Genomic DNA, 24,356 nt, shown 5'->3' on the forward strand with positions numbered 1-24,356 from the left:
ACACATGAGCACCCCAAGCGTCGAGCCCGTCCTCATGCCCGCCAAGCGGCGGGTGGCCCAGCTGGCGATGCTCGCCTTCGCGGTCGCGATCGTGATGGCCGCCTACGCCAACGTGGGGCTGGCGATCGACAAGCAAGTCCCTGCGGGCATGCTCACCTACGGTCTGGGCCTGGGCGGCCTCATGCTGGCCGCCTACCTGGTGCTGGCCAAGTTCGCCCCCTGGGCCGACCCGCTGATCCTGCCCCTGGTGACGCTGATCAACGGCCTCGGGCTGGTGATGATCTATCGCCTCGAACAGGTCAAGGCGTTCGGCGCCTCGGCCACCACCCAGCTCCTGTGGACGGCCGTCGGGGTCGTCATGTTCAGCGTGACGCTGATCGTGCTGCGCGACCATCGTGCGCTGCAGCGGCTGACCTATACGGCGGGTGCGGCCGGTCTGCTCCTGCTGATCTCCCCGCTGCTGCCGATCATCGGTGAAGACATCAACGGCGCCCGCATCTGGATCAAGCTCGGCGGCTTCACCCTCCAGCCCGCCGAGTTCGCCAAGCTCGCCCTGATCATCTTCTTCACCGGCTACCTGGTCGCCAAGCGTGACGTGCTGGCGCTGGCCGGCCGGCGGCTGCTCTTCATCGACCTGCCCCGCGCCCGCGACCTCGGCCCGATCCTCATCGTCTGGGGCCTGAGCCTCGGCGTGCTGGTCATGCAGAAGGACCTCGGCTCCTCACTGCTGATCTTCGGCACGTTCATCGCGATGCTCTACATCGCCACCCAGCGCACGTCGTGGGTGCTGATCGGCATCCTGCTCTTCGTCGGCGGCGCGATCCTCGCCGGGATGGTCTTCAGCCACGTGCACGACCGCTTCGAGGTCTATCTCAACCCTGAAGACCCGGAGCTCTACACCAAGCCCGGTGGCAGCGAGCAGCTCATGCAGGGTCTGTTCAGCATGGCCACCGGCGGGATCCTCGGCACCGGGCTCGGCCAGGGCAATCCCGAGCGCATCCCCCTGGCCATCTCCGACTTCATCTTCCCCGCCACCGGCGAGGAGCTGGGCCTGACCGGACTGATGGCCCTGCTGATGGTCTACGCCCTGCTGGTCGAGCGCGGCCTGCGCACCTCGATCGCGGCCCGCGACCCGTTCTCCAAACTGCTGGCGGGCGGCCTGTCGTTCATCCTGGCCTGGCAGGTCTTCATCATCGTCGGCGGCGTCACCAACCTGATCCCGCTCACCGGCCTGGTCACCCCGTTCATGTCACAGGGCGGCTCGGCGCTGCTGGCCAACTGGATCCTCATCGCGCTGCTGGTACGGATGTCGGACGCGGCCAGGAAGCCACCGCCCCAGGCCATCCAGGACGAAGGAATGACGCAGGTGTTCCAGCGATGAACGGACCCCTCAAGCGCATGGCCCTGGCCTGCCTGCTCATGTTCGGCCTGCTCATGATCAACGTCAACTACCTGCAGGTCGTGCGGGCCGATGATCTGCGCTCGGACTCCCGCAACGTCCGCAACTTCCTCGCCCGCTACAAGGTCGAGCGCGGCCGAATCACCGCGGGTAACAAGGTGCTCGCCGAGTCGGTCGACACCGGCAGCCTCGACTACCGCTACGAGCGCCGCTATCCCGAGGGCAAGATCTACGCGCCCGTCACCGGCTTCTTCGCGCCGGAGAGCACGCAAGAGATCGAACGGGCCGAGAACGACCTGCTCAACGGCACCAGCCCTGACCTGCTGATCCGGCGCAGCATCGACCTGTTCAGCAACAAGCAGACCAAGGGCGCCAGCGTCGACCTGACGATCAACCCCAGGGCGCAGGAGGCCGCCTACAAGGCGCTGAGCGCCAGCGGCAAGAAGGGCGCGCTCGTCGCGATCGAGCCGAAGACCGGGGCGATCCTCGCCATGGTCTCGGTTCCCACCTACGACCCCAACCTGCTGTCCAAGGCGAACAAAGACACGGTCAACCAGGCCTCCAAGAAGCTGGAGAAGGACAAGGACCAGCCGCTGCTGAACCGGACGATCAACCAGACCTACGCGCCGGGCTCGACCTTCAAGGTGGTCACCCTGGCCGCCTACCTGGAGAGCGACGACACCCTCGGCCCGCAGACCCAGGTGAACGCCCCCACGCGGCTCGACCTGCCCAACACCACCGCCGACCTGCCCAACCACGGCGGCTCGGCGTGCGGTTCCGGACGCGTGACGCTGTCGTACGCGCTGGAGCGCTCGTGCAACACGCCGTTCGGCAAGATCGGCATGGATCTCGGCTACAGCACGATGAAAGAGCAGGCCGAGAAGTTCGGCATCGGCGGCGACGCGCTGAAGATCCCGATGCCGGTCACGGCCAGCGACTTCGGCCCGGAGGAGGACCAGGCCGCGCTCGCCCAGGCCTCCATCGGCCAGCGCAGCAACCGGATGACCCCGCTGCAGATGGCGCTGGTCGCCGCGGGCGTCGCCAACAACGGCGTGGTCATGAAGCCCTACCTGGTGAACAAGATCGTGGACGCCGAGGGCGGCGAGGTCGAGTCCGCCGACCCCGACGAGCTCTCCACCGCGATCAGTGAGGAGAGCGCGGCCAAGCTGCGGGAGATGATGGTCAACGTCGTCAAGAACGGCACCGCCACCGCCGCGCAGATCCCGAACGTGACCGTCGCCGGCAAGACCGGCACCGCCGAGACCGCCCCGGGCAAGCCGGCGCACGCGTGGTTCATCTCCTTCGCCCCGGCCGAGAACCCCAAGGTCGCCCTCGCGCTCATCGTCGAGGCCGGCAGCGCCGGAGACGACGCCTCCGGTGGCCACACCGCGGCGCCCATCGCCAAGAGCGTGATGGAAGCGGTGCTGAATTAGATGACCGCGTTGCTCGGAGGCCGATACCGCCCGCTGGGGCGGATCGCGGCGGGCGGCATGGGCGAGGTCTGGCGGGCCAAGGACGAGCTGCTCGGCCGCGAGGTGGCGGTGAAGCTGCTGCGCCGGCACGTGGCGGCCGACCCGGCCTTCCGCGCGCGGTTCCGCACGGAGGCCCGGATCACGGCCGGGCTGTCCGACCCCGCCATCGCCCAGGTCTTCGACTACGGCGAAGCCGACGACGTCGCCTATCTCGTGATGGAGCTGGTCTCCGGCGAGTCTCTCGCGACCATCCTGGCCCGCGACGGCAGGCTCAGCGTCGAGAACACCCTCGACGTGATCCACCAGACCGCCAAGGGACTGCACGCCGCGCACAGCTCGGGGATCATCCACCGGGACATCAAGCCCGGCAATCTTCTGGTCACCGTGACCGGCATGATCAAGATCACGGATTTCGGCATCGCCCGGGCGCTGGAGGCCGCGTCGGTGACCCAGACGGGCACCGTGCTCGGCACCGTGCAGTACGTCAGCCCCGAGCAGGCGTCGGGAGTCCCGCTGACCTTCGCCACCGACATCTACTCGCTCGGCGTGGTCGCCTACGAGTGCCTGGCGGGCCGTGCGCCGTTCGTCTCCGAGACCCCGGTGGCGGTCGCGCTCATGCACATCGGCGAGACCCCGCCGCCGCTGCCCGCCAGCGTGCCGCCGGCGGTGCGCGAGCTGGTCATGGCGTGCCTGTCCAAGGATCCCGGCCACCGGCCGGCCGGCGCCAGGGAGCTGGCCGACCGGGCGCACGCGCTGCGCGGGTCGCTCGCCACCGCGGGCGCGGCAGACCTGGCCATGCTCACCGATCCGGCGGGGTGGCGGGCGGAGCCCGCGACCGAGTGGCCTCGTGAGGTCACCCCCGCCCTGACCATCCATCCCGACTCCGGCCCGGGTTCGACCGGTGCGGTTCCGGCTCCGGCACGGCCGGGGAAGGGCACCCCGAGGCGGCGCGGCCTGCGCCGGACGACGGTGATCGTCGCCGCGGCGGGATGCGCCGCCGTCGCCGTCGGGCTGGGCACGCTCGCCGCCCAGAATCTGGGGGATCACAACGGCACCAGCGGCTCGGAGAAGCCGACCGCTCCGCTGAGTCCGACCGTCAAGACCCCAACCCCCCGGACGAGCAAGACCAAAACGGTGAGGAGCAGGCCACCGGCTTCGCCGACGAAGTCGCTCCGCCCTTCGCCTACGCCGTCCGCTACGGTAAGCACATCGGCCACGCCCAGCACCCGGCCGACCAAGCCGACCCAGTCGCCATCACCCAGCCCCAGCCCGACGACCTCGACTCCGACGCCCACCGCGCCGACGGCGACACCGAGCCTCACACCGAGCACCACTCCCGAACCGGAGAACACAACCCCTCCGAATGGGGAGACGTGATGCGGCAAGGGGTCGATGATGGACACCGGTGGCTCAAGAGCTCACCGGCACCCAAGATGAACGGTAAGGGACAGTGCAGGAAATGACTCAGCCCCGACGCCTCGGCGATCGCTACGAGCTTGACGGCGTCGTCGGGCGTGGCGGCATGGCCGAGGTGTATCGCGCCCGAGACATCCGGCTGGATCGGATCGTCGCCATCAAGACCCTCCGCGCGGACCTGGCAAGGGACCACATCTTCCAGGCTCGCTTCCGCCGGGAGGCCCAGTCCGCCGCGTCACTGAACCACCCGTCCATCGTCGCCGTCTACGACACGGGCGAGGACGTGACGGACGGCGCGCCGGTGCCGTACATCGTGATGGAGTACGTCGACGGCCGCACGCTGCGCGATCTGCTGCGGGCCGACCGGCGGCTGCTGCCGGAGCGCGCGGTCGAGCTGGTCGACGGCATCCTGCGGGCGCTGGACTACAGCCACCGCGGCGGCATCGTCCACCGGGACATCAAGCCGGCGAACATCATGATCACCCGTAACGGCGACGTCAAGGTCATGGACTTCGGCATCGCCCGCGCGATGGCCGACTCGGCCGCGACCATGACGCAGACCGCCCAGGTCATCGGCACCGCACAGTACCTGTCGCCGGAGCAGGCCAGGGGCGAGCGGGTGGACTCCCGCAGCGACATCTACTCCACCGGCTGCGTGCTGTACGAGCTGCTGACCGGGCAGCCGCCGTTCACCGGTGACTCTCCCGTCGCGATCGCCTACCAGCACGTGCGCGAAGACCCGATCCCGCCGTCGCAGATCGACCCCGAGATCCCCAAGTGGGCCGACGCCATCGTGCTCAAGGCGATGGCCAAGGACCCGGCGCATCGCTACCAGAACGCCGGGGAGATGCGGGCCGACATCCAGCGGGCGATGTCCGGCATGCCGATGGACGCCCAGACGATGGCGCTGGCCAACAACTACGGATCGGCCACCCGGACCATGGCGGCTCCCGGTCCCGGCGGGCCGGCCACCCAGCGCACCACCGCCGTCCCGGCGTACGAATACGGCACGGAGGAGGTCGGGCGCGGCGAACGCGGCCGGCGCCGGCAGCAGAGCGGCGGCAACACCGCGGTCAAGACGGCCGCGTGGATCCTGATCCCGCTCCTGATCATCGGTTCCTTCATCGGCGTGGGCTACATGTTCCTGAGCTCTCCCGGCGACACCACCGCGGCGGACAAGGTGAAGATCCCGTCGCTGGCCTCGCAGAGCGCGGAGGGGGCGGAGAAAACGCTGGAAGGCCTCGGCCTGAAGGTCGAGAAGGTCGAGAAGTTCGACGAGGAGATGCAAAAAGGCTGGGTGATCGAGACCGACCCGGCGGAGGGCAGCGAGGTCGCCAAGGGCAGCACCGTCAAGCTCGTCGTCTCCAAGGGCGAGGAGAAGATCGAGGTCCCCAGCGTGCTCAACATGACCGTGGAGGAGGCCAAGGCCGCCCTCACGGCGGCGGGGTTCGAGGTGAGCGTGCAGACCAAGGCCTCCAGCCGCCCGCAGGGCAAGGTGTTCGAGACCGATCCCGCCCCCGAGGAGAAGGCCCCCAAGGGCAGCACGGTCCGGATCTACGTTCCCAAGGAGGCCGTGGAGGTTCCGAGCGTGGTCAACCTCACGGTCGAGGACGCGAAGCGGGCGCTCAAGGGGGCGGGCTTCAAGTACAAGGTCGTCGAGCAGGAGAGCGACCTGCCCGAGGGCACCGTGCTCAGCCAGGCGCCCGAGCCGGGCGCCAAGTTCCAGCCGGGCACCACGATCACGCTGGTCGTCTCCAGCGGGCGGGCCCCGCAGCCGACGGAGAACCCGTCGCTGCCGACGCAGGAGCCGACCATCACCGATCAGCCGCAGCCTGACCCGACGGAGACCGACGACGGGGGCATCTTCGACGACACGTCCCCCGAAAACGGAGGGGGCTGAACTCCGGCCATGTGAAGAGGACCCCCGCCACTCGGCGGGGGTCCTCTTCACGTCGGAACGTTCTCTCGCAAAGTCCCCAGAACAGAAGTGAGCCCTTCCGCCACTCGGGGGCGATGGCGGAAGGGCTCACTGGGTAGTCGTTCAAGAAGGCTGCGGCGTTACACGATTCCCGCGAGCCAATTCCCGAGCAGCCGATGGCCGTGCTCGGAGATCACCGATTCGGGGTGGAACTGCACGCCCTCGACGGGTGCGGTGCGGTGGCGCAGTCCCATGATCACACCGTCGCCGGTGGTCGCGGTGACCTCCAGGGTCTCCGGGACCGTCTCGGGCACGACCGCCAGCGAGTGGTAGCGCGTCATGGTCACCGGGGACGGCAACCCGGCGAACACTCCGCGTCCGTCGTGCACGATCGCGCTGGTACGGCCGTGCATCAGCTCCGGAGCCCGCGTCACGGTCGCGCCGTGGGCCACGGCGATGGCCTGGTGGCCCAGGCAGATGCCGAGCAGCGGGAGGTCGTGGGCCTCGCAGTAACCGACGAGCGGGACGCTCACCCCGGCGTCCTCGGGGGTGCCCGGACCCGGGCTGATCAGGACCCCGTCGAAGCCGGCCGCGTCCTCGACCACGACATGGTCGCGCGGGCGCACGTCGCAGGCGGCGCCGAGCTCGCGGAGGTACTGGACGATGGTGTGAACGAAGCTGTCGTGGTTGTCCACGACGAGAATGCTGGTCATCGGCTCACGGTGGTGTGATCGAGCGGGATTCGGGGTTCGAGCCAAGGGAACACGACATACCAGAGTACGACCGCGGCCACCCCTGTCAGCACCATCACGGCGAACACCCTGGCCGCGAAACCGCCGGGGAGCATCCTCCAGATCCAGCCGTACACGTGACTCCTCACTCGCTCATCCGCGATTCACCCGCTCATTCGCGACTCACCTGCTCATCCGCGGCTCATCCACGGTGGTCCCCGCGCCTGTCCAGCTCGCCGAAGACGACGAGCCGCCGGGCGGCGGAATATTTCGGATGGCAGGTGGACAGCGTGATCCGGGCATCGGCGGGCTCGCGGCCGGGTCTGCCGGGGACCGGGGCGATGAACTCCACCGCCGTGGGCTTGACGACGCGCCTGCCGGTGACCCGGTAGGTGTAGTGGCCTTCACGGGCGTCGACCACGATGGGGTCACCCCGGCGAAGCTCGTCGATACGTTCGAACGGCGCGCCGTACGTGGTCCGATGCCCAGAAAGCGCGAAATTTCCGTTCTTTCCGGGAAGGGCCGTACCGGGGTAGTGGCCGGGTCCCCTCCGCAGCTGTTCCCAGCCGACCCCCTCCACAACGGCGTACCGGTAGTGGCGGCCGAGCCGGGGGATCCTGAGCATCGCCACCGCTCCGCCCGGCCGGACCCTGCCGGACTCCTTTTCCTGGAGTTCCCGGAGGAGCTGCTTGCGCAGCAGCACCTGCTGCCCGGCGGTGTAAGAACCGGTTCCCCAGAGGAGATAGGCGCAGAAGAGCAGGAGAATCACGCCTGCGGTGGCACTCAGCTCCCCGAAAGCTCTCAGCGCGGCCCTCATGGGCTCAGGCTAGTGACGGCGGATCATCCCAGGCCGGTGAGCGTCACGGCATTGATCCAAGGTTTGCCCTGTGATGATCGCCCGTGGGATCGCCATGTCCCATGTGTGCCGACTATTCTTACTCGGGTCTTCGCCCACCAGCTATTACGCTAGTTGACACAGCCTGCGCACGATCCGGATCGCGCAGGGTTGACGCAGGAGAGCCCAGTGCCCAAGTCCAAGAGTCGCAAGAAGGCCGTCTACACGCCGCCGCCGTCGGCCCAGCAGGTCAAGATGAGCCCACGCTGGCTGGCGCCGGTCATGGTCGCCTCCTGGATCATCGGAATCCTCTGGATCGCGATCTACTACGTGGCGCCCACCGCGCCTCTCCTTGGTTACCTCGCGAACTGGAACCTGCTGATCGGGTTCGTTTTCATCATCTTCGGTGTGGTGTTGTCCACCCGCTGGCGTTAGCTTTTTCCACAGCTTTTATCCACAGCCTGGGGACCTAGCCAATCAGCGGCACCAAGACGGCGGTCCTGGCGATGACCAGCCCCACCAGGATCGCCAGGACGCCGGTCAGCAGCACGCCCTGGAAGAGAGCGCGGCCCGCCTTCGGGCTGTAGGCCAGGATGGTCGCGACGACCAGGCCGACGACGAGGCCGCCCACATGGCCCGTCCAGCTGATCCTCAGCCCCGGGATGAAGGTGATCACAAGGTTGATCGCGAGGAGCACGAGGATCGGGCGGACGTCGAGGTTCAGCCTCCTGCTGACCACGAAGAACGCGCCGAAGAGGCCGAAGATGGCTCCCGACGCGCCCAGGCTGGCGGTGTTCAACGGGTCGACCCAGTAGCTGAGCACCGATCCGCCGAGCGCGCTGAGCAGATACAGCGCCAGGAAGCGGACATGGCTGAACGCCTGCTCCAAGTAGGGGCCCACCATGAAGAGGGCCCACATGTTCAGCCCGATGTGCACGTAGTCACGGTGCAGGAAGGCGCTGGTGAGCAGCCGGTAGTACTCCGAGTCGATGACGATCCCGGGGCTCCACATCACCAGGTCATGGGTGAGCCGGCCATCGGTGGCGAGCTGGGCGAGGAACATCACGACATTGAGGCCCAGGAGCGTCCAGGTCACGTAGGGCTTGGCGACCACCTTGCCGCCGAAGGTCGCCTGCGCCTGCCGTACCGTCCTGTTGCCCTCGGCGACGCACTCGGGGCACTGGAAGCCGACCGAGGCATCGCGCATGCAGTCGGGACAGATGGGTCGTTCACAGCGCTGGCAGCGCACGTAGGTCTCACGCCCGGGATGCCGGTAACACGTGGGAACGGCGGCGGTGTCAGGCTCACTGGGTGGCTGGGTGGTCATGGCGTCTCGATGGCCCCTTCGACCGTGCTGTTATCCACAGACTGCCAGCCTATTCATGATCCCGAGCACCCACGCACGCGAACGGCGGCCTCCGGCCGGAGGCCGCCGTTCGAATGATCAGCTCTGGACACGCTCGATGGTGACCGACTCCAGGACGACCGGGTCCGTGGGCAGGTCGTTGGCGCCGGTCTTGCCCTTGACGATGGAGTCGACGACCTCCTGGCCTTCGAGGACCTCGCCGAAGATGGTGTGCTTGCCGTTCAGTCTCGGCGTAGGCGCCACGGTGATGAAGAACTGCGAGCCGTTGGTGCCGCGGCCGTACTGGATGCCGGCGTTGGCCATGGCGAGCAGGTAGGGGCGGGTGAAGTAGAGCTCGGGGTGGATCTCGTCGTCGAACGTGTAGCCCGGGCCCCCGAAGCCGGTTCCCAGCGGGTCTCCACCCTGGATCATGAAACCGTCGATGACCCTGTGGAAGATCGTGCCGTCGTAGAGCTTGCTGGTGCTCTTCTCACCGGTCTCCGGGTGCACCCATTCACGAGTTCCCTCGGCCAGCTCGACGAAGTTTCGCACGGTCTTCGGCGCCTTATACGGAAAAAGCAGGATCTTTATAACACCACGGCTCGTGTTCAGATTCGCGATCAACTTTTCAGCCACGATGGGACCGCCCCCTTCGGGTCGTCAGCTCAAAACCTTGCAACGTGCGGCTTTGCGATGTCTCGATGACCGCGGCCGCAGCCGACCCATCTAAGCATCCTCCCACGGCCGGTAATGATTGAGCCGCCTTCGAGCGGGAAGGGGACGCAACGGGGCCCCGACGACTGGGGAGGTTAACGTGCCTCTTGCACTATTTGGAAAGCGTCACATGGAGAATCTGATTCCGGATATGCGGCTGAGCCAGATGAAGTCTCAGGTCGTACACGCCGCCGATCGAGTGGGTCCGATGGCCGCTCACGCCCGCGACGCGGCCAGTCACGCCCGCGACGCAGTCGGCCATGCCCGCGACGCAGCCGGCGGCAGGATCTACGTTGCCCGCGAGTGGGCAGCGCCGAGGCTGGACGCCGCCGCCCATTCCGTCGAGGACCAGATCGCGCCCAAGGTCAGCGCGATGTTGTCACAGGCGGCCAGCAAGATCGATCCCGCGCCGAGGGCCAGGTCGCGCAGATGGCCGATGGTCCTCTTCCTCACCGGTGTCGCGATCGGAGCCGTCGGCTTCGCGATGTATCGCAAGAACGCCGAGCAGTGGACCGAGGCGATGAAGGAGACCGCGGCCGACGCGTCCCGCTGGATGGGAGAGAAGACCCATACCGGAGCGAGCAAGGTCTCCGAGACGACGGAGAACGTCGCGTCGAAGGTGAGCTCCACGGCAGATGAGCTCGGCAGCAAGGCCGAGACCCAGGCGGAGCAGGCCGCCAAGAAGTCGTCCTGACACATACGAGTACGGCCTGCGCCCGGACGGCGCGGGCCGTACTCGTATGTGTTGACTGTTTCACCAAGCGCTTGCTAGAACGTGTTCCTCAGGCAGAGGAGCACCGATGACGCTGTCGCCGCTCGACGACTACCCCGTCCACCAGTCGCCAGACGTGATGCGCCACGTCGCGACGTCGGACCGCAACTTCTACGACCGGTACTACTTCAACTGCCACGCCGGCACCGACGAGCTGATGCTGATCGTCGGCGTCGGCCAGTACCCCAACCTCGGCGTGACCGACGCCTTCGCCTGCGTGCGCCACCGGAACCTGCACCGGGTCGTCCGAGCCTCCCGGGAGCTCGGCGACGACCGGATGGACACCCGGATCGGCCCGTTCCGGGTCGAGGTGATCGAAGGGCTCAGACGGCTGCGGATCGTGCTCGAACCCACCGAGCACGGCCTGTCCTACGATCTGACCTGGGAGGCGACGATCCCGGCCACGCTGGAGCCCCGCCACTTCGTGCGCTGGCAGGAGCGGGTGATGTTCGACTCCTCCCGGATGGCCCAGACCGGCCGGTGGACCGGGCACATCATGGTCGGCGACGAGCGCATCGAGGTCACCCCCGACCGGTGGCAGGGCACCCGCGACCGCTCCTGGGGCATCCGCCCGGTCGGCGAGCCCGAACCTCCGGGGATCCAGGCCCGCAACCCGGGCACCTTCTACTGGCTCTACACACCCATCCAGTTCGACGACCACGCCATCCTGTGCATCGTCCAGGAGGACGACAAGGGCCGCCGGGTGCTGGAGGAGGCGGTCCGGGTCTGGGCCTTCGGGTCCGGCAGGGAGGGCGAGGAGGAATATCTCGGCCGCCCCGAATACCGTCCCGAATACCTGGAGGGCACCCGGGAGGTGCGGGAGGCGACGATCTCCTTCTCCCCACCGGGCGGGAAACCCTTCGACGTGCGCTGCACCCCGATCCTTCCGGTCCACCTGATGGTGGGCACCGGATATGGCCTGGAACCGGACTGGAAGCACGGCATGTATCAGGGTCCCGGCCCGGCGGTCCAGGGCGTCACCTACACCCTGCCGGAGGACTCGGCCCGCATGTGGGGCCTGGTCGACGCGGTCGGCCGGTTCGAATACGCCGGCCACGTCGGCTACGGCCTCTACGAATACTGGGCGCTGGGCCCGCACCCGAGTTTCCCCGAGGGCTGAGCCGCGCCGGTCCCCGTGCGGCACAGCCCGTTCCCGGGCTTTCCCGAGGGCCGGGCCGTACCTGCCTCTCGTGCGGCGCGGTACGGCTCGCCCCGGTCGGTGCGGCGCGGTACGGCTCGCCCCGGTCGGTGCTGCGGGGTACGGCTCAGCCCCGGTCGGTGCGGCGCGGTACGGCTCAGCCCCGGCGATCAGTTCTGCTGCTTGGCGCAGGTGATCGTCCTGTCCTCGGCCAGGGAGCCGGGGACGGGGGCCTTCCCCTCCTCAATGGTGAGCACCGGAGCGCCCTCGGGCGCCTTGTCCACCCGGGTCACCTGGCCGGAGGCCTCAGCGGTGATCATGACGTCCGTCGCCTCGGAGAGCGGGGTCGCGGGCGTGGCCTCCACCATCACCCCCTCCGTAGCCTTCTCCGCCCGAGCCACCTGGCCGGGGGCGTCCGCGATGATCTTGACGTCGTTCACCTTGACGTCCTTCAGCTCGGCGAGCTTCGCCGGGTCCATCCGCTCGGCCGGGACGGCCTCCGCCGCCCGCCCGCCGCCTTCGAGCTCCTTGATCTCGGCGTCGCTGAGCTTGCGCGCCGTCACCGTCATCTGGCCACCGCCTTCACACTGGACGGTGAAGCTCTCGGAAGGGGCAGGGGCGGGAGCGCCGGCGGCGTTGGCCGCGCCGGTCAGCGTGGCCATCAGGGCGCCGGCGGTGACCACCGCGGCGGCGAGGATGCGGATGCGCATGCGTGTTCTCCTTTTCGTGGGAGCTCATCGGGCGAACCTGGAGATCACAGCTTCCCTTCCGCTACCTGAACCCAGCCTGAAGACGGCAGAAATCGTCTTCAGGTTGGCTTTAGGTAGGGTGCGGCAGGCTGTGCGGCATGCGCGTGCTGCTGGTTGAGGACGAGAAGCGCCTGGCCGAACTGCTGAAAGGCGGGCTGGCCGGTGAGGGGTTCGCCGTCGACGTCGCCCACGACGGACGCGACGGGCTGTGGATGGCGAGCGAGAACGACTACGACGTGATCGTGCTCGACGTCATGCTGCCCCGGATGAACGGCTACACCGTCTGCGCCAAGCTCCGCGACGCGGAGAACTGGACGCCGATCCTGATGCTCACCGCCAAGGACGGGGTGCACGACGAGGCCGAGGCGCTGGACACCGGCGCCGACGACTTCCTGTCCAAGCCCTTCTCCTACGTGGTGCTGCTGGCCCGGTTGCGCGCGCTGATCCGCCGGGGTGGCAAGGCCAGGCCGGTCTCCATCTCGGTGGGCGACCTGACCATCGATCCCGCCGGGCTCCGCTGCCGCCGGGGCGACGTGGAGATCGCCCTCACCCCCAAGGAGTTCGCGGTCCTGCACGGCCTGGCCCGCAGGCCGGGCGAGGTGGTCTCCAAGAGCGAGCTGCTCGCCCAGGCCTGGGACTTCTCCTACGACGGCGACCCGAACATCGTCGAGGTCTACATCAGTGCGCTGCGCCGTAAGATCGACGCCCCGTTCGGCCGTTCGTCCCTGGTGACCGTACGCGGCGCCGGTTACCGGTTGGAGGCCTGAGATGTCACATCTGTCGGTCCGGCTCAGGGCCACTCTGGCGGCCACCTTCATCGTCGCGGTCGCGCTCGGCGTCGCGGCCGTCGTGCTCGTCAGCGTGCTGAGGGGCAGCCTGGTGGAGAGCGCGTCCAACGACGCCACCCGGCGCGCCGACGCCACCGTCGAGGCGCTCATCAGCGACGCCTCGACGGTCACCGTCGCCCAGCGCGCCGAACCGCCCCTCGATCCGGACGTCAAGGTCTTCACGCAACCCGCCCAGCTCGCGGTCACCCGGTTCTTCGGCGCCCAGCCCTCAGCCGCCCGGGCCACGCCCCTCAGGGCGGGGACCGTCCAGCTTGGCATCCAGCCGTCTGACGACTGGGCGGCCGCCGACTCCTTCGCGGTGGCCACGGTGCCCGTCGCCACCTCCGAGGGCACGCTGGTGGTGCAGGCCAGATCCTCCCTGGAGAGCACCAAGGCCGCCCTGCAGACCCTGCAGAACCTGTTGCTCCCGGGTGTCCCGGCGCTTTTGCTGCTGGTCGCCATCCTCACCTGGCTGGCCGTCGGCCGGGCGCTCGCGCCGGTCTCGGCCATCCGCGCCGAGATGGCCGACATCACCGCCAGCGACCTGCACCGCCGGGTTCCGGTACCGCGGTCACGCGACGAGATCGCCCGCCTCGCCGAGACCATGAACCGCACACTCGATCGGCTGGAGCTCGCCGTCGGCCGGCACAAGCGCTTCGTCGCCGACGCCGCCCACGAGTTGCGCAGCCCCCTGGCCATCCTTCGCACCCGTCTGGAGCTCGCCTCGCCCGACCCGCTGGCGGCCGAGGCCCTGACCGACGTGAACCGGATCCAGACGCTCACCTCCGACCTGCTGCTGCTGGCCCGGCTGGACGCAGGCGAGCCGGCCTGTCACGAGGAGGTGGATCTCGGTCAGGTCGCCGCCGAGGAGGCGGCCCGGTCCCGGCCCAGGCCGCGGATCCGGGTCGGCCTGGAGGTGGCCGCCGACGCGCTGGTCCGTGGCTCGGCCGAGCAGCTACGCCGCCTGGTGGCCAACCTGGTGGACAACGCGGTACGGCATGCGGACTCCACGGTCACCGTCCGCCTGGCTCTGGACGGGGGCGAGGCCGTACTCGATGTGCGCGATGACGGGCCGGGCATTCCGGCCGAGCACCGCGAGGCGGTCTTCGACCGGTTCACCCGGCTGGACGAGGCGCGGGACCGCGACGCGGGCGGGTCCGGGCTCGGGCTGGCCATCGCCCGGGACATCGCGGTACGACACGGTGGCAGCCTGGATATCGTCGCCGACCCTCCCGGGGCATGGCTACGCGCCCGTTTCCCTGTGATATGAACCACACACGTGATTCATTGAGGACCCCCCGGAGGCCCGCCATGCCGTCCACGACCCGTCGCGTAATGATCTTCCGGAGCCTCGCGGGAGGTGCCGCCGCCCTCGTCTCCTCCGCCGTCGCGTGGGTGCGCCCCGCCGAGGCCGCCGAGGACGCCGCCGGACCCGTCCTCGCCAAGACCAAGAGCATCCCCGTCGGCGGCGGGGTGGTCATCAAGAGCAGGCGGGTGGTGGTCACCCAGCCCACCCGGGGCACCTTCCGGGCCTTCAGCGCCACGTGCACCCACCAGGGCTGCACGGTCGCCACCGTCAAGAACGGCACCATCAACTGCCCCTGCCACGGCAGCAGGTTCCGCATCTCCGACGGCTCCGTGGCCAGGGGCCCGGCCGAGCGCGCGCTGTCCCGCAGGAAGATCAAGGTTTCCAGGGGCGTCATCCGCCTCGGCTGATCCGGCGACGGCGCTCGGGCCCGGTGCGGACGGCCTCAGCCGAGCGGGAGCGCGTAGGTCGTCGTGCGGTGCTCGACCTCGAACCCCGCGCGGGTGTAGACGCCCAGGGCGCCGGTCGGGTTGTCGGCGTCCACGCCCAGTCCGGCCTTCCCGTAGCCCTGGGCGCGGAACTCGGTCAGGGCGTGAGCCAGCAGCGCGCTCGCCACGCCCTTGCCCCGCCACTCGCGCAGGGTGCCGATGATCTGGATCCATGCCTCGCGGACTCCGGTGCTCTCGGTGTCGGCCTCGAAGTAGTGGGTGAGCAGCACCGCCACACTCCTGCCTGCCCCGTCCTGGACGAGGAAGGAGCCCTCGGGACGGAAGGCCCGCGCGCCGACGATGTTGCTCTTCCAGCTCTCCGGGGTGTGCGGGACGCTGCCCCAGTGGTCGGTGAAGGCGGCGTTGCGGACCTCTCGGGCGGCCTCGGCGAGGTCCTCCCGGTAGGTGACGATCTCCAGCCCGGCGGGCAGGGCGATCACGGGCGGTTCCGTGCCGAGATCGCACTGCATGCCGTAGAACCACCGGACAGGGGTCATGCCCGCCGCGGCGGCCAAGGCCCTGGCCCCCTCGTTGCGGTCGAACGCATGGACGTGGAGTTCGAGAGGCCGACCGGGGAAGCGGCGTTCGTGCAGCACCGGCGCGCTCCGGACCGCCCAGTCGAGCAGGTGCCCGCCGAGGCCATGACGGCGGTGGTCCGGGTGGACCGCCCCCCAGAAGGTCATTTGGTGGGCGGGGTCGGCGGCGGGGCGGCAGAAGATGAGGCCGAAGGCCACCATCCTGTCGCCGTCCCAGGCGGCCAGGGTGCCCTCGGCCAGGTCGACCAGGGGGTTGCCGAGGTCTTCGGCGAGGTCGTCGGCCCCGTAGTTCTCTCCGACCTGGTCCACGGCCTCGACCGCGGCGAGCAGTTCCGCCCACGTGTTCGCGTCGTTCTTCGTCAGTGGCACCCACTCGACTGTCATGATCCGCAGCCTAGAATCGCGCCTCACCGTATCGCGATGGATTTTCCGCCGCGCCGCGTCCCACGGACACGCCGGGCGGCTGCCGCCACGCCCCGCGAGCCGTACGCGAGCCGTACGAAGATGAAGATCTTGTACGGCTCACGCGCGGTCGCTCAGCGGCGGGAGAAGATCGGCTCCCACTGGCCGGGCTTCCGGCTGTCCTGGCGGTAGCCGGTGAGCGGCACCGTGCGGTAGCCGGTGAGCGGCACCGCCTTCTTGCCGTCCACGTCGATCAGAACCAAACGGTTGCGGGCAGTGCCGTCACAGCCGGTCCCCGTGGGGCCACACCCCCACGCGATCATGTGGTCGTCGTCCGCCCAGGCGACGGGCGCGTAGATCCAGTAGCCCTCGACCATCTGGATCGGCCTCGTCTTGCCCGTCCTCATGTCCTTCACCCCGGAGAACGCGGTATTGACCGGACTGTCGGTCACGAGCCACCGGCCGCCGGGTGACACCCCGGCTTCCAGATAGGTCTCCGCCACACCCGGCGGCGCCGACCTCGGCTTCCCGCTCAGGTCGTAGAACCTTTTGGTGCCGGCCCGGGTGCGAGGAACGGGCTCCCAGACCAGGGTGCCGTCCGCACTCCAGGAGAGGTCCAGGCGGCTGCTGAACCAGTTGTCACCATTCGGCTTCAACGGATGGAACACGGCCTGTCCGCTGCCCAGGTCCACAATGGTGTAGCCGGTCCTGGTCGAGGGCACCGGCTGGCGCCCGTTCACTGGGACAAAGAACTCGTCAGGGTTACCGCCGTAGTTCGTGACCAGCAGCCTCCTCCCGTCGGGAGACCAGCGCACCGCCGCGGCCGGATGTTCCAGGTCAATCCAGCGGACCCCGCCCCCGCGAGCGGCGACCACCCCGACCCGCCGTGCCAGAATCCGCTCCAGCACCGCGACGTACTCCCCGGCGGGTGCGACGTCCAGCCATGCCCAGGGGGTCTGCCGGTAGGTCTGTTCACCTTTGTCATAGAGATACCAGGTCCGCTTCCGCACCTGCCGCTTGTCGGAGATCTTCTCCTGGTCCCAGGTGTAGTAGGCGTAGACCGCCGTTCTGCCCGCTGCCACCAGGCTCTTCGGCGGCCCGGACGCTGGATCGCCCACGGTCTTCGTGGACAGGCTCGGATCGGTCAGGACAGCGAGCTGGCCGGTCCCTTGGATCACGGCCGGGACCGTGAACGCACCCGCCACGACGGCCGCGGTCGCCCCCGCGACCACCGCGAACGTCCTGATCCTGGAACGCCGGCGCCTCCCGAGCGCCTTCGACGCCAGATCGGCGGGCACCCGTGCCTCGTCCGACCAGTTATGCAGGGTTCGCTTGACGAGCTCGTCGATGATCATGACGTCACCTCCCCGAAGATCGCGTACGGCTCCCGCAGCTCGGGCGCGAGGTCACGCAGCCTGGCCAGGGAACGATGAGTGGTGCTGCGGACCGTGCCCACCGAACAGCCGAGGACGACGGCCACCTCGGCTTCGGGCAGATCCTCGTAGTACCGCAGGATCAACACGGCCCGCTGCCTGGCCGTCAGCCTGGCCAGCGCACGGCGCATGACGATCTGCAGATCGACTCCGTGCGTGCCATCGGCCACGGCCCGGTCGGGCGGCGTCGCGACGACGGTCTCCCGGCGCGCGCGCCACCAGGAGACCTGCTGGCGATACATCGCCTGCCGGACGTACGCCTCCGGCGCGTCCACACTCCGCCACTTCATGACCGTCTTGGCCAGCGCGGCCTGCAACAGGTCCTCCGCCGCGTGCTGGTCGCCGCCGGTCAGCAGGTAGGCCAGGCGCATCAGCGCGGGAGATCTCGCCGAGACGAATTCGCGGAACCGTCGCTCCTCTGCGGCGTCCACGATCACCTCCACTGTTCGACTACGCCTTACAGACGCGCCGGACGGACGCCACTATGCTCCGCGAACCGTACGAAAATCGGGTGGAACGTCCGGGCGCACAGGCCCCTCTTCCTTGTCGACACAGTCAATCGAGGGAGGCACCCGTGCTTCGCCGGATCCGCATCACGCTCGGCGTGATCTTCGCTCTGCTCTTCGCGGTGGTGCTCTACACCGCCTACGGCTACCGTCCGGCGGTGGCCGCCGACTACACGTCCCCGTACCTGCGGACCGTGAACTCGCAGTTCGTCGAGACTCCGCTGGCCCGGTTCCACTACGTCAAGCAGGGCAGCGGGTCCCCGATCGTCCTGCTCTCGCCGGGTGCGTCGTGGGTCTACGCCTGGCGCGAGCAGCTGCCCGTGCTCGCCCGCGACCACACGGTCTACGTGGTGGACCTGCCGGGGCAGGGGTTCACCACACTGCACGACCGCTCCTTCACCTGGGATCTGGACGGCATGACCCGCGCCGTCGGCACCTTCCTCGACGCGGTGAAGCTGCAGCGGGTGGGGCTCGCCGGGAACTCCTGGAGCGGCGGCTGGGCGCTCGCCTATGCCCAGCGGCACCCCGAACGAGTGGGCAGGCTGGCTCTGCTGGATTCTTCGGGGCTGGACGAGCCCGACATCTGGGCGTGGGAAATCATGAAATATCCGGTGATTGGGGAGCTGATGACCAACCTCGGCTTCGCCAGTGAGGAGACGACGAGGGCCGGGGTGGAAAGCCTGTTCGTGGACAAGTCGAAGGTGACCGACGAGCTCGTAAAGGGATTCTGGGCGACGAACACGCGCCTCGACAATCTGGAGTCGAACTACCTGCTGGAACGCGGACTGGACTGGGGGCAGACCGAGGCGGCGCTGCCCAAGACCATGCAGCCGACCCTGGTCGTCTGGGGCAAGCAGGACACCACGCTGGTCCCCGCACACGCGCAGCGGTTCGGAGAGCTGCTGCCGGACGCCCGGGTCCACATGCTCGACGGCTGCGGGCACGCGGTGATGCTCGACTGCCCGAAGCCGGTGAATGACCTCATGTCAGGGTTTTTCAAGTGATAGAGGACCTGGTGGTGAGGGCGCAGCGCGGCGACACCATCGCGATGAACGAACTGCTTGACCGGCTCACGCCGTACGTCGCCAGAATCTGCGGGCCGATAGCGCTGGAGAGCGGTGCGGACGCCGCCCAGGAGGCGCTCATCGCGATCTTCCGGAGGTTGCGGACGCTGCGCGAACCCACGGCGCTGTACGGCTGGGCACGGGCGATCGCGGTGCGGGAGGCGGTCAGGATCGCCCGCCGCAGACCCGTCGCCGTCGAGCTGGACGAGCTTCCCTCCCGCGAAGACGTGGAGTGCGCGGCCGACATCAGGGATGTGCTCTCCAGGCTCTCCCCCGAGCACCGCGCCGTGCTGATGCTCCGCGATCTTGAGGGGTTGGAGGAGAGCGTGGCCGCCGAACTCCTCGACCTCCCGGTGGGAACGGTCAAGTCCCGCCTGCACCGAGCCCGTGACAACTTCAGGAAGGCGTGGTCGGCATGAACTCCTGGCCCGTGGCAGAGCTCGACCCGGTCCGGCGGCTCCGGATCCTGGCCGCCGCCATCCCCGGCGCCGCCGTCGCGTCGCAGCTCATCCCCGCCCCGTTCGAGGCGGTCTGGGAGGTGGCGAGCGACCTGGAGGGGGAGTTCGGCACCTTCGAACCCGACATGAAGTCGCTGGTCCTGCACCGGGAGAACGACCGGCTGATCGCGCTGGCCCGCAGCCGCTTCGGCATGCGGGCCAGATTCGAGGTGGACCTGCGGCCGGGCTGGTGCTGGATGCAGAGCCGGTTCCTGATGATCGGCCTGGCCGCGACCCCCGCGCCAGGCGGCACCCTGTTCGCCGCCACCGGCGGGGTGCGCGTGCCGGGTCGCGCCGCGCTCGTTCCCATCCTGGTACGGCGGGCGAACGAGCGGGCGATCCAGCGGCTGGCCGAGCGGTTCCGGCCGTCCTCCTGACGGCGCGGCCCCACCGGAGGCTCGCCTCTCCGATCACCCCTGGCACCACGGATCATTCGCCGCACCGGACACGCGTCATATGCGCGAATGTTTCACGTGAATCCATCTTTGACGGTCGCGCTGCTACCGTCACGGCTCGTGACTGAGAACGTGTACGTGGGCAACGCGGCCGTGGACGCGAGCGGCGACCGGGGCTGGCTGCTCGGGCACTTCAGACCTGCCGGAGACATCCGGCACAGTGAAGACGTCGAGATCAAGTGGGGCGTGCACCCCCGCGGCGACGAACGCGCGCAGTGGGTCACCGAGGAGAAGCGAACCGCCCTGCTCATGCTGATCAGCGGCCGTTTCCGGGTGGAGCTGCCGGAACGCAGCGTCCTGCTGGCCAGGCAGGGCGACTATGTCGTGTGGGGTCACGGCGTCGATCATTCGTGGTACGCCGAGGAGGAATCGGTGGTGCTGACCGTACGCTGGCCGTCCATCCCGGGCTACGCGGTCCCTTGACGGCCTGAACACCTCACGTCACCACCGGCCGCTCAGTTCGTAGCGCGGGTGAACCAGGTGACGCGGGCGTGGTTGCTGAAGGTTTCGGTCCGGGTGGGGGTGAACAGGGTCGGGTTGAACCCTCCGGAGAAGGCGGGCACACCCGCACCGGCGACCACCGGGTAGCTCTTGATGACCAGTTCGTCGATCTCCGGCAGCAGGGTCGCGGCCAGCTTGCCGCCTCCGGCCAGCCAGATGTTCTTTCCCGTGTCCTCGGCCTTGAGCTTGCGGACCAGCTCGACCGGGTCGCCGGTGACCAGCTCGACCGACGGGTCGGCGATCTCGCCCAGGGTGGTGGACACGACGTACTGACGCACGTGGGAGTAGGGGCTGGTCACGTTGACGGCCAGCGCCGGCTCGTAGGTGCCGCGGCCCATCACGAGCGTGTCGATGGTCTGGTTGGGTTCGTCCACCGCCATCCCGGCGTGCGGCCGGACAAAGGTGGGGACGGTCTCCGGGTAACGCTCGTTTATCCAGCTCGACATGTCGTCGGCGAGGGGGTAGAAGTCCCACTCGCCGCCGGGGCCGGCGATATAACCGTCGAGGGAGACGCCGACGTAGTAAACAAGCTTTCGCATAAGTGGTTACCTCATATGTAGAACTCCGTGTGAAGTGGTTTGAATGTAGTACTACAGATGGAGTGATGTCAACCGTGGATCGAAGCGGCCTCGTCGACGGGGCCGTCAGGATGCCGAGCGGCCATCGAGGCGCCGGCCCGGGAGGGAACGCGGGGACGGCCCGGGGGGAACGGGGGACGGCCCACCCGCATCGGCCACCCGGCCCCGCCGGAGCCGCACCCGGGACGACCCGGCGCCTCGAAACCCCCAGTCCCGCGAGATGCGAAACCAGAGAAGCCGGTCATCGTCATTCGTGACAAGATCCCCACATGGACCGTGATCTGGTAGAGCTGCGTATCCACGGCGGAAACCTGGCCGATTCCGAATCCTGGGTCTACGTTTGGCTGCTCGAAGGCCGCGTGATTTACGTGGGCACCACCGGTCTCCCTCCGGAAATCAGAACCTGGCTGCATCTCCATGACCCTGATCCCGATATCGGCCGCATGAAAGCCCTGTATCCAGGGATCGAGACCGACTCACTCGACGTGATCGCCTTCCGGCTGCCCGGATCCGTGCCACGCCCGGAGGCCAAGGTCACGGTGATCGCCCACCTCTCCGCCGCAGGACTTCTCTCTGAGCGTTACGTGGGCGATCCGCCGCAGCGCAAATCCATCGGGGCCGAGTTTTCTTCCTTACTCGACCTGATCACCAGCCGAATCGGCAAGCACGCGACCGGATGATCCGGAATTCCCGATGGGGTTTTCCGGAAGGCATGACGGACGATCACGGGTTGTTTCCCGGTCATGTCCGCAGGGGACCGCGCGGGCGGTCATCGGCCGATATCCGGTGGTGCTCAGTCCGCCTGGCCGGAGCACCCGCTGGCCTCCTTGAGATTCTGGAGCTGGTCGGGCGGCAGCGGCGTGGAGTGGGTATCGATCGTGACCTTGCCGGGCTCGATCAGGGTGCCGCCGTGGACATACCAGGAGTCGGGAACGGAGGAGGCCATCTCGTAGTCGGACGCTTCCGTGCTCCTGGGATCGCTGACCATGAATTTCTGGATGGTCAGGCCACGCTCCTTGAGCAGCGCTCGCACCTCGGCCACGGTCTTGTTGAGGTAGGGGACACAGTGCATCGGCTCACCGAGCGCGTCGAAGGAGGTGAAGCTCGAATACCGCTCGCCCGGCTTGGCTTGGCGCTTGAGCGTGACGTAGGCCGTCCCGGTGAAGCCGACGGGGATCTTCAGCCCGATGGGGCAGCCGCCCACCTTGTCGCACTTGCCGGCCGGTTCGATCGTCTTGAACTCGTCGATCACCTCATCGTCGGGGGCGGTCGCCAGGATGCTGCCGACAAGTCCGGGGGTGGCCGGGATGACCCGGAGGGAGACATCGAGGCCGGCCGCGTTGAGCTGCGCCTCGTAGTTCTCCGGGTCGGCGTAGAGGTCCTTCACCTCGATGACGAAGTAGCCGCCCTCCTGCTTGATGTCCAGCGCGGCCACCGGCTTCGGCCCGAAGCCGGGAAGCGCTGACGTCCAGCTCAGAACGGTCACCGTGGCGGCGAGCAGGGCGACCGCGGGCAACGCGATCCGCCAGCCCGGCCTGCGGCGGCGGACGGGAGCGGGCAGGGGCTCCGTGTCCATGATCTCGTTCATCAGCTCACGCGCGCCCGGGACGAAGCCAGGGCCCGGGTCGGGGGCGATCGACGAGACGATGCGGTCGAGGTCGGTCGTCATGAGCTCTCCTTGGCGAGGGCGACGGCGCGCGTGCCGTACCTGGTGAGGTCGAGTTCGGCGGTGGCCAGCTCCGCGGCCAGCCTCTTACGGGCGCGGTGCAGGCGGATGCGTACGGCGCCGCGGGAGCAGCCCAGGACCTTCGCGATCTCGGCGGTGCCGAGCCCCTCCCAGCCGACCAGCGACAGCAGTTCCCTGTCCTCGTCGGACAGCCGCGAGAACGCCGCGCGGGCCGCATCATGAGGTTGATCGACAACGGATTCGGCCCAGAGGGTCAGGTTCTCGCGCAGGCGTATGGCCAGGGCCGTCCGCCGGGACTCCGCGCGATAGTGGTTGGCGAGAACGCGCCTGGCCACGCCGTACAGCCATAGCCGGGCCTCGTCACCCGAGGGGATGTCGGTGAGCCGTCGCCAGGCGGTCATGAACGTTTCGGCGATCACGTCCGCGATGTCGTCGGGGGAGACGGTACGGCGGGTCACGTAACTGGAGACGGCGGAGTAGTGGGTCATGTAGATCTCCTCGAAACGCTGCCTGGTCTCGGGTGGTCCCACGTGATGGTCCCTTCCATGGGGGAGTGTCATCAGAGGAGATGTCCGGGTGCGGCGAGGTGTTTCATGCCTGCGGGCCTGATTGATCAAGGAAGGCGTGATCATCGGCCCGGGCGTCGTCTCGCGCGCGGGCCGTCAGAGATCTCGGTTTCTAGGGACTTTCACGGTTGAGCCCGAGACGCTTCACCGCGTGACTCGGGCTTTTCGGCACCGGGTCCGCGTCAGGTGACCAGTCCCGCCTCGTAGGCGACGATGGCGGCCTGGACCCGGTTGCGCACGTCGAGCCGGGTCAGGATGGTGCTCACATACGCCTTCACGGTTCCCTCGACGATGAACAACCTGCGGGCGATCTCCGCGTTGGACAGCCCCGCGCCCACCAGTGCCAGCACCTCGCGCTCGCGTTCGGTGAGCCCCTCGATCCGCTCCCGGGCCTGCGCGCCTCTGGACATCCGGCCCTCGGCCATCACCGCCACGACCCGCTGGGCGACCTTCGGCGACAGGTAGGCCGCGCCGTCCGCCACCGCGCGCACCCCCGCGATCAGCTCCCGGGGATCCCCTGACTTGAGCAGGAAACCGCCGGCCCCGTCGCCCAGCGCCCGGGCGATGTAGTCGTCCTCTCCGAAGGTGGTCAGCATGATCACCTTCGTCTGGGGTGCGACCCTGCGGATCTCGGCCACCGCCGCCAGCCCGTCGAGTTTCGGCATGCGGACGTCGAGCAGCGCGATGTCCGGCCGGTGGCTGAGGACCAGCTCGACCGCCTCCCGCCCGTCGCCCGCCTCCGCGACCACCTCGATCTCAGAATCGGCCGACAGGATGGCCCGCACTCCCGCACGGATCATGGCCTCGTCATCGGCCAGCAGCACTCGGATCACGCAGATCGTCCTTTCGTGCCAACCGGCCGCCGCCGAAACGGAGCCGGAAGCTTGCGAGCCCCACGAGGAAGTTAACGGAGGCTCCCATCATGCCTAGTGCCGCATCAGGCAACGTTCGCCCTGCTTCGCCGGGCGCAGAGGGAGTTGGTCTGGCAGGGTTCGGCTATGGGCGATCATGGACTGGATGA

The 24,356-nt window shown here is 68.6% G+C and carries 28 protein-coding genes; 15 read left to right on the forward strand and 13 right to left on the reverse strand.

The genetic code is table 11. The features are described from left to right. Nucleotides 1-4: 4 nt before the first annotated feature. From ACFY2X_RS21420 to pknB, 4 genes are all read left to right on the forward strand, one after another. Nucleotides 5-1,381: an FtsW/RodA/SpoVE family cell cycle protein gene (locus tag ACFY2X_RS21420; RefSeq protein ID WP_389940238.1), complete on the forward strand. Its 1,377-nt coding sequence runs from the start codon at nucleotides 5-7 to the stop codon at nucleotides 1,379-1,381. Beyond that, the gene (locus ACFY2X_RS21425) at nucleotides 1,378-2,832 is read left to right on the forward strand and encodes a peptidoglycan D,D-transpeptidase FtsI family protein (protein ID WP_389940240.1); all 1,455 of its coding nucleotides are present in this window, start codon (nucleotides 1,378-1,380) and stop codon (nucleotides 2,830-2,832) included. The genes ACFY2X_RS21420 and ACFY2X_RS21425 overlap by 4 nt, the downstream gene beginning before the upstream one ends. Further along, nucleotides 2,833-4,248, forward strand: a complete 1,416-nt coding sequence (locus ACFY2X_RS21430) for a protein kinase (RefSeq protein ID WP_389940242.1) — start codon at nucleotides 2,833-2,835, stop codon at nucleotides 4,246-4,248. Between the two features lie 82 nt (nucleotides 4,249-4,330). Next, a complete protein-coding gene (pknB, locus tag ACFY2X_RS21435) occupies nucleotides 4,331-6,187 on the forward strand; it encodes a Stk1 family PASTA domain-containing Ser/Thr kinase (RefSeq protein WP_389940244.1) in 1,857 nt (618 codons plus the stop codon). 158 nt (nucleotides 6,188-6,345) lie between these two features. Here the strand turns inward: pknB and ACFY2X_RS21440 are convergent, their stop codons facing one another. The 3 genes from ACFY2X_RS21440 to ACFY2X_RS21450 all read right to left on the reverse strand — a co-directional run bounded on the left by ACFY2X_RS21440 (nucleotide 6,346) and on the right by ACFY2X_RS21450 (nucleotide 7,753). Beyond that, nucleotides 6,346-6,918: an anthranilate synthase component II gene (locus tag ACFY2X_RS21440; RefSeq protein ID WP_389940246.1), complete on the reverse strand. Its 573-nt coding sequence runs from the start codon at nucleotides 6,916-6,918 to the stop codon at nucleotides 6,346-6,348. Beyond that, on the reverse strand, nucleotides 6,915-7,073 hold the full coding sequence (locus ACFY2X_RS21445; protein WP_389940248.1) for a hypothetical protein: 159 nt from the start codon (nucleotides 7,071-7,073) through the stop codon (nucleotides 6,915-6,917). Before ACFY2X_RS21445 ends, ACFY2X_RS21440 begins: the two co-directional genes overlap by 4 nt. Before the next feature lie 65 nt (nucleotides 7,074-7,138). Further along, nucleotides 7,139-7,753: a class E sortase gene (locus ACFY2X_RS21450; RefSeq protein ID WP_389940250.1), complete on the reverse strand. Its 615-nt coding sequence runs from the start codon at nucleotides 7,751-7,753 to the stop codon at nucleotides 7,139-7,141. A 207-nt stretch (nucleotides 7,754-7,960) separates the two neighbouring features. On the opposite strand from ACFY2X_RS21450, the gene ACFY2X_RS21455 reads away from it, so the two are divergent. After that, complete coding sequence (locus tag ACFY2X_RS21455; protein ID WP_389940252.1) at nucleotides 7,961-8,206, forward strand: cell division protein CrgA; 246 nt, start codon at nucleotides 7,961-7,963, stop codon at nucleotides 8,204-8,206. A 34-nt stretch (nucleotides 8,207-8,240) separates the two neighbouring features. Here the strand turns inward: ACFY2X_RS21455 and ACFY2X_RS21460 are convergent, their stop codons facing one another. Both ACFY2X_RS21460 and ACFY2X_RS21465 read right to left on the reverse strand, forming a co-directional pair. Further along, complete coding sequence (locus tag ACFY2X_RS21460) at nucleotides 8,241-9,098, reverse strand: rhomboid family intramembrane serine protease (RefSeq protein ID WP_389940254.1); 858 nt, start codon at nucleotides 9,096-9,098, stop codon at nucleotides 8,241-8,243. Between the two features lie 117 nt (nucleotides 9,099-9,215). Further along, nucleotides 9,216-9,752, reverse strand: a complete 537-nt coding sequence (locus tag ACFY2X_RS21465; protein ID WP_389940256.1) for a peptidylprolyl isomerase — start codon at nucleotides 9,750-9,752, stop codon at nucleotides 9,216-9,218. Between the two features lie 286 nt (nucleotides 9,753-10,038). Here ACFY2X_RS21465 and ACFY2X_RS21470 point away from each other — a divergent pair, with 286 nt between their 5' ends. Both ACFY2X_RS21470 and ACFY2X_RS21475 read left to right on the forward strand, forming a co-directional pair. Further along, nucleotides 10,039-10,524, forward strand: a complete 486-nt coding sequence (locus ACFY2X_RS21470) for a hypothetical protein (RefSeq protein ID WP_389940258.1) — start codon at nucleotides 10,039-10,041, stop codon at nucleotides 10,522-10,524. Between the two features lie 106 nt (nucleotides 10,525-10,630). Then, nucleotides 10,631-11,722 (forward strand): hypothetical protein, encoded by a 1,092-nt coding sequence (locus tag ACFY2X_RS21475; protein ID WP_389940260.1) that lies wholly within the window; start codon nucleotides 10,631-10,633, stop codon nucleotides 11,720-11,722. Between the two features lie 188 nt (nucleotides 11,723-11,910). Here the strand turns inward: ACFY2X_RS21475 and ACFY2X_RS21480 are convergent, their stop codons facing one another. Further along, nucleotides 11,911-12,450 carry a hypothetical protein gene (locus ACFY2X_RS21480; protein ID WP_389940262.1) on the reverse strand — a complete coding sequence of 180 codons (540 nt, stop codon included), beginning with the start codon at nucleotides 12,448-12,450 and terminating at the stop codon, nucleotides 11,911-11,913. Nucleotides 12,451-12,587: 137 nt separating this feature from the next. Between ACFY2X_RS21480 and ACFY2X_RS21485 the strand changes: the two genes are divergently transcribed. The 3 genes from ACFY2X_RS21485 to ACFY2X_RS21495 are packed head-to-tail and all read left to right on the forward strand — an operon-like array spanning nucleotide 12,588 to nucleotide 15,032. After that, on the forward strand, nucleotides 12,588-13,256 hold the full coding sequence (locus ACFY2X_RS21485) for a response regulator transcription factor (protein ID WP_389940263.1): 669 nt from the start codon (nucleotides 12,588-12,590) through the stop codon (nucleotides 13,254-13,256). Between the two features lies 1 nt (nucleotide 13,257). Further along, nucleotides 13,258-14,586, forward strand: a complete 1,329-nt coding sequence (locus tag ACFY2X_RS21490) for an ATP-binding protein (protein WP_389940265.1) — start codon at nucleotides 13,258-13,260, stop codon at nucleotides 14,584-14,586. 41 nt (nucleotides 14,587-14,627) lie between these two features. Further along, nucleotides 14,628-15,032 carry a Rieske (2Fe-2S) protein gene (locus ACFY2X_RS21495; protein ID WP_389940267.1) on the forward strand — a complete coding sequence of 135 codons (405 nt, stop codon included), beginning with the start codon at nucleotides 14,628-14,630 and terminating at the stop codon, nucleotides 15,030-15,032. Between the two features lie 35 nt (nucleotides 15,033-15,067). Here the strand turns inward: ACFY2X_RS21495 and ACFY2X_RS21500 are convergent, their stop codons facing one another. The 3 genes from ACFY2X_RS21500 to ACFY2X_RS21510 form a co-directional block, all read right to left on the reverse strand. Further along, the gene (locus ACFY2X_RS21500) at nucleotides 15,068-16,030 is read right to left on the reverse strand and encodes a GNAT family N-acetyltransferase (protein WP_389940269.1); all 963 of its coding nucleotides are present in this window, start codon (nucleotides 16,028-16,030) and stop codon (nucleotides 15,068-15,070) included. A gap of 152 nt (nucleotides 16,031-16,182) precedes the next feature. Beyond that, on the reverse strand, nucleotides 16,183-17,403 hold the full coding sequence (locus tag ACFY2X_RS21505) for a hypothetical protein (RefSeq protein ID WP_389940271.1): 1,221 nt from the start codon (nucleotides 17,401-17,403) through the stop codon (nucleotides 16,183-16,185). Further along, entirely contained in the window at nucleotides 17,400-17,912 is a 513-nt protein-coding gene (locus tag ACFY2X_RS21510; protein ID WP_389940273.1) for a SigE family RNA polymerase sigma factor, read from the reverse strand. The genes ACFY2X_RS21505 and ACFY2X_RS21510 overlap by 4 nt, the downstream gene beginning before the upstream one ends. A gap of 143 nt (nucleotides 17,913-18,055) precedes the next feature. Between ACFY2X_RS21510 and ACFY2X_RS21515 the strand changes: the two genes are divergently transcribed. The 4 genes from ACFY2X_RS21515 (at nucleotide 18,056) to ACFY2X_RS21530 (ending at nucleotide 20,426) form a co-directional block, all read left to right on the forward strand. Continuing rightward, entirely contained in the window at nucleotides 18,056-18,991 is a 936-nt protein-coding gene (locus ACFY2X_RS21515; protein WP_389940275.1) for an alpha/beta fold hydrolase, read from the forward strand. Next, nucleotides 18,988-19,470 (forward strand): RNA polymerase sigma factor, encoded by a 483-nt coding sequence (locus ACFY2X_RS21520; RefSeq protein WP_389940277.1) that lies wholly within the window; start codon nucleotides 18,988-18,990, stop codon nucleotides 19,468-19,470. Before ACFY2X_RS21515 ends, ACFY2X_RS21520 begins: the two co-directional genes overlap by 4 nt. Beyond that, complete coding sequence (locus ACFY2X_RS21525; protein ID WP_389940279.1) at nucleotides 19,467-19,925, forward strand: hypothetical protein; 459 nt, start codon at nucleotides 19,467-19,469, stop codon at nucleotides 19,923-19,925. The genes ACFY2X_RS21520 and ACFY2X_RS21525 overlap by 4 nt, the downstream gene beginning before the upstream one ends. 138 nt (nucleotides 19,926-20,063) lie before the next feature. Next, nucleotides 20,064-20,426 (forward strand): signal peptidase I, encoded by a 363-nt coding sequence (locus ACFY2X_RS21530; protein WP_389940281.1) that lies wholly within the window; start codon nucleotides 20,064-20,066, stop codon nucleotides 20,424-20,426. Between the two features lie 32 nt (nucleotides 20,427-20,458). Here ACFY2X_RS21530 and ACFY2X_RS21535 read toward each other — a convergent pair whose 3' ends face one another. Beyond that, entirely contained in the window at nucleotides 20,459-21,043 is a 585-nt protein-coding gene (locus tag ACFY2X_RS21535) for a dihydrofolate reductase family protein (RefSeq protein ID WP_389940283.1), read from the reverse strand. 308 nt (nucleotides 21,044-21,351) lie between these two features. On the opposite strand from ACFY2X_RS21535, the gene ACFY2X_RS21540 reads away from it, so the two are divergent. Then, on the forward strand, nucleotides 21,352-21,762 hold the full coding sequence (locus tag ACFY2X_RS21540) for a hypothetical protein (protein WP_389940285.1): 411 nt from the start codon (nucleotides 21,352-21,354) through the stop codon (nucleotides 21,760-21,762). Between the two features lie 113 nt (nucleotides 21,763-21,875). Here the strand turns inward: ACFY2X_RS21540 and ACFY2X_RS21545 are convergent, their stop codons facing one another. The 3 genes from ACFY2X_RS21545 to ACFY2X_RS21555 form a co-directional block, all read right to left on the reverse strand. After that, on the reverse strand, nucleotides 21,876-22,751 hold the full coding sequence (locus ACFY2X_RS21545) for a hypothetical protein (RefSeq protein WP_389940287.1): 876 nt from the start codon (nucleotides 22,749-22,751) through the stop codon (nucleotides 21,876-21,878). Then, nucleotides 22,748-23,299 carry an RNA polymerase sigma factor gene (locus tag ACFY2X_RS21550; RefSeq protein WP_389940289.1) on the reverse strand — a complete coding sequence of 184 codons (552 nt, stop codon included), beginning with the start codon at nucleotides 23,297-23,299 and terminating at the stop codon, nucleotides 22,748-22,750. Before ACFY2X_RS21550 ends, ACFY2X_RS21545 begins: the two co-directional genes overlap by 4 nt. Nucleotides 23,300-23,517: 218 nt before the next feature. Next, entirely contained in the window at nucleotides 23,518-24,168 is a 651-nt protein-coding gene (locus tag ACFY2X_RS21555) for a response regulator (RefSeq protein ID WP_389940291.1), read from the reverse strand. Nucleotides 24,169-24,356 lie beyond the last annotated feature (188 nt).

The organism is Streptosporangium sp. NPDC000396, from assembly GCF_042898655.1.
In the GTDB taxonomy this organism is placed as follows: Bacteria; Actinomycetota; Actinomycetes; order Streptosporangiales; family Streptosporangiaceae; genus Streptosporangium.

Coding starts and splice junctions, on each gene's coding strand:
- ACFY2X_RS21420 (WP_389940238.1), top strand. CDS start 5: ATGAGCACCCCAAGCGTCGAGCCCGTCCTCATGCCCGCCAAGCGGCGG.
- ACFY2X_RS21425 (WP_389940240.1), top strand. CDS start 1,378: ATGAACGGACCCCTCAAGCGCATGGCCCTGGCCTGCCTGCTCATGTTC.
- ACFY2X_RS21430 (WP_389940242.1), top strand. CDS start 2,833: ATGACCGCGTTGCTCGGAGGCCGATACCGCCCGCTGGGGCGGATCGCG.
- pknB (WP_389940244.1), top strand. CDS start 4,331: ATGACTCAGCCCCGACGCCTCGGCGATCGCTACGAGCTTGACGGCGTC.
- ACFY2X_RS21440 (WP_389940246.1), bottom strand. CDS start 6,918: ATGACCAGCATTCTCGTCGTGGACAACCACGACAGCTTCGTTCACACC.
- ACFY2X_RS21450 (WP_389940250.1), bottom strand. CDS start 7,753: ATGAGGGCCGCGCTGAGAGCTTTCGGGGAGCTGAGTGCCACCGCAGGC.
- ACFY2X_RS21460 (WP_389940254.1), bottom strand. CDS start 9,098: ATGACCACCCAGCCACCCAGTGAGCCTGACACCGCCGCCGTTCCCACG.
- ACFY2X_RS21470 (WP_389940258.1), top strand. CDS start 10,039: ATGGCCGCTCACGCCCGCGACGCGGCCAGTCACGCCCGCGACGCAGTC.
- ACFY2X_RS21475 (WP_389940260.1), top strand. CDS start 10,631: ATGACGCTGTCGCCGCTCGACGACTACCCCGTCCACCAGTCGCCAGAC.
- ACFY2X_RS21480 (WP_389940262.1), bottom strand. CDS start 12,450: ATGCGCATCCGCATCCTCGCCGCCGCGGTGGTCACCGCCGGCGCCCTG.
- ACFY2X_RS21485 (WP_389940263.1), top strand. CDS start 12,588: ATGCGCGTGCTGCTGGTTGAGGACGAGAAGCGCCTGGCCGAACTGCTG.
- ACFY2X_RS21490 (WP_389940265.1), top strand. CDS start 13,258: ATGTCACATCTGTCGGTCCGGCTCAGGGCCACTCTGGCGGCCACCTTC.
- ACFY2X_RS21495 (WP_389940267.1), top strand. CDS start 14,628: ATGCCGTCCACGACCCGTCGCGTAATGATCTTCCGGAGCCTCGCGGGA.
- ACFY2X_RS21500 (WP_389940269.1), bottom strand. CDS start 16,030: ATGACAGTCGAGTGGGTGCCACTGACGAAGAACGACGCGAACACGTGG.
- ACFY2X_RS21505 (WP_389940271.1), bottom strand. CDS start 17,403: ATGATCATCGACGAGCTCGTCAAGCGAACCCTGCATAACTGGTCGGAC.
- ACFY2X_RS21525 (WP_389940279.1), top strand. CDS start 19,467: ATGAACTCCTGGCCCGTGGCAGAGCTCGACCCGGTCCGGCGGCTCCGG.
- ACFY2X_RS21535 (WP_389940283.1), bottom strand. CDS start 21,043: ATGCGAAAGCTTGTTTACTACGTCGGCGTCTCCCTCGACGGTTATATC.
- ACFY2X_RS21540 (WP_389940285.1), top strand. CDS start 21,352: ATGGACCGTGATCTGGTAGAGCTGCGTATCCACGGCGGAAACCTGGCC.
- ACFY2X_RS21545 (WP_389940287.1), bottom strand. CDS start 22,751: ATGACGACCGACCTCGACCGCATCGTCTCGTCGATCGCCCCCGACCCG.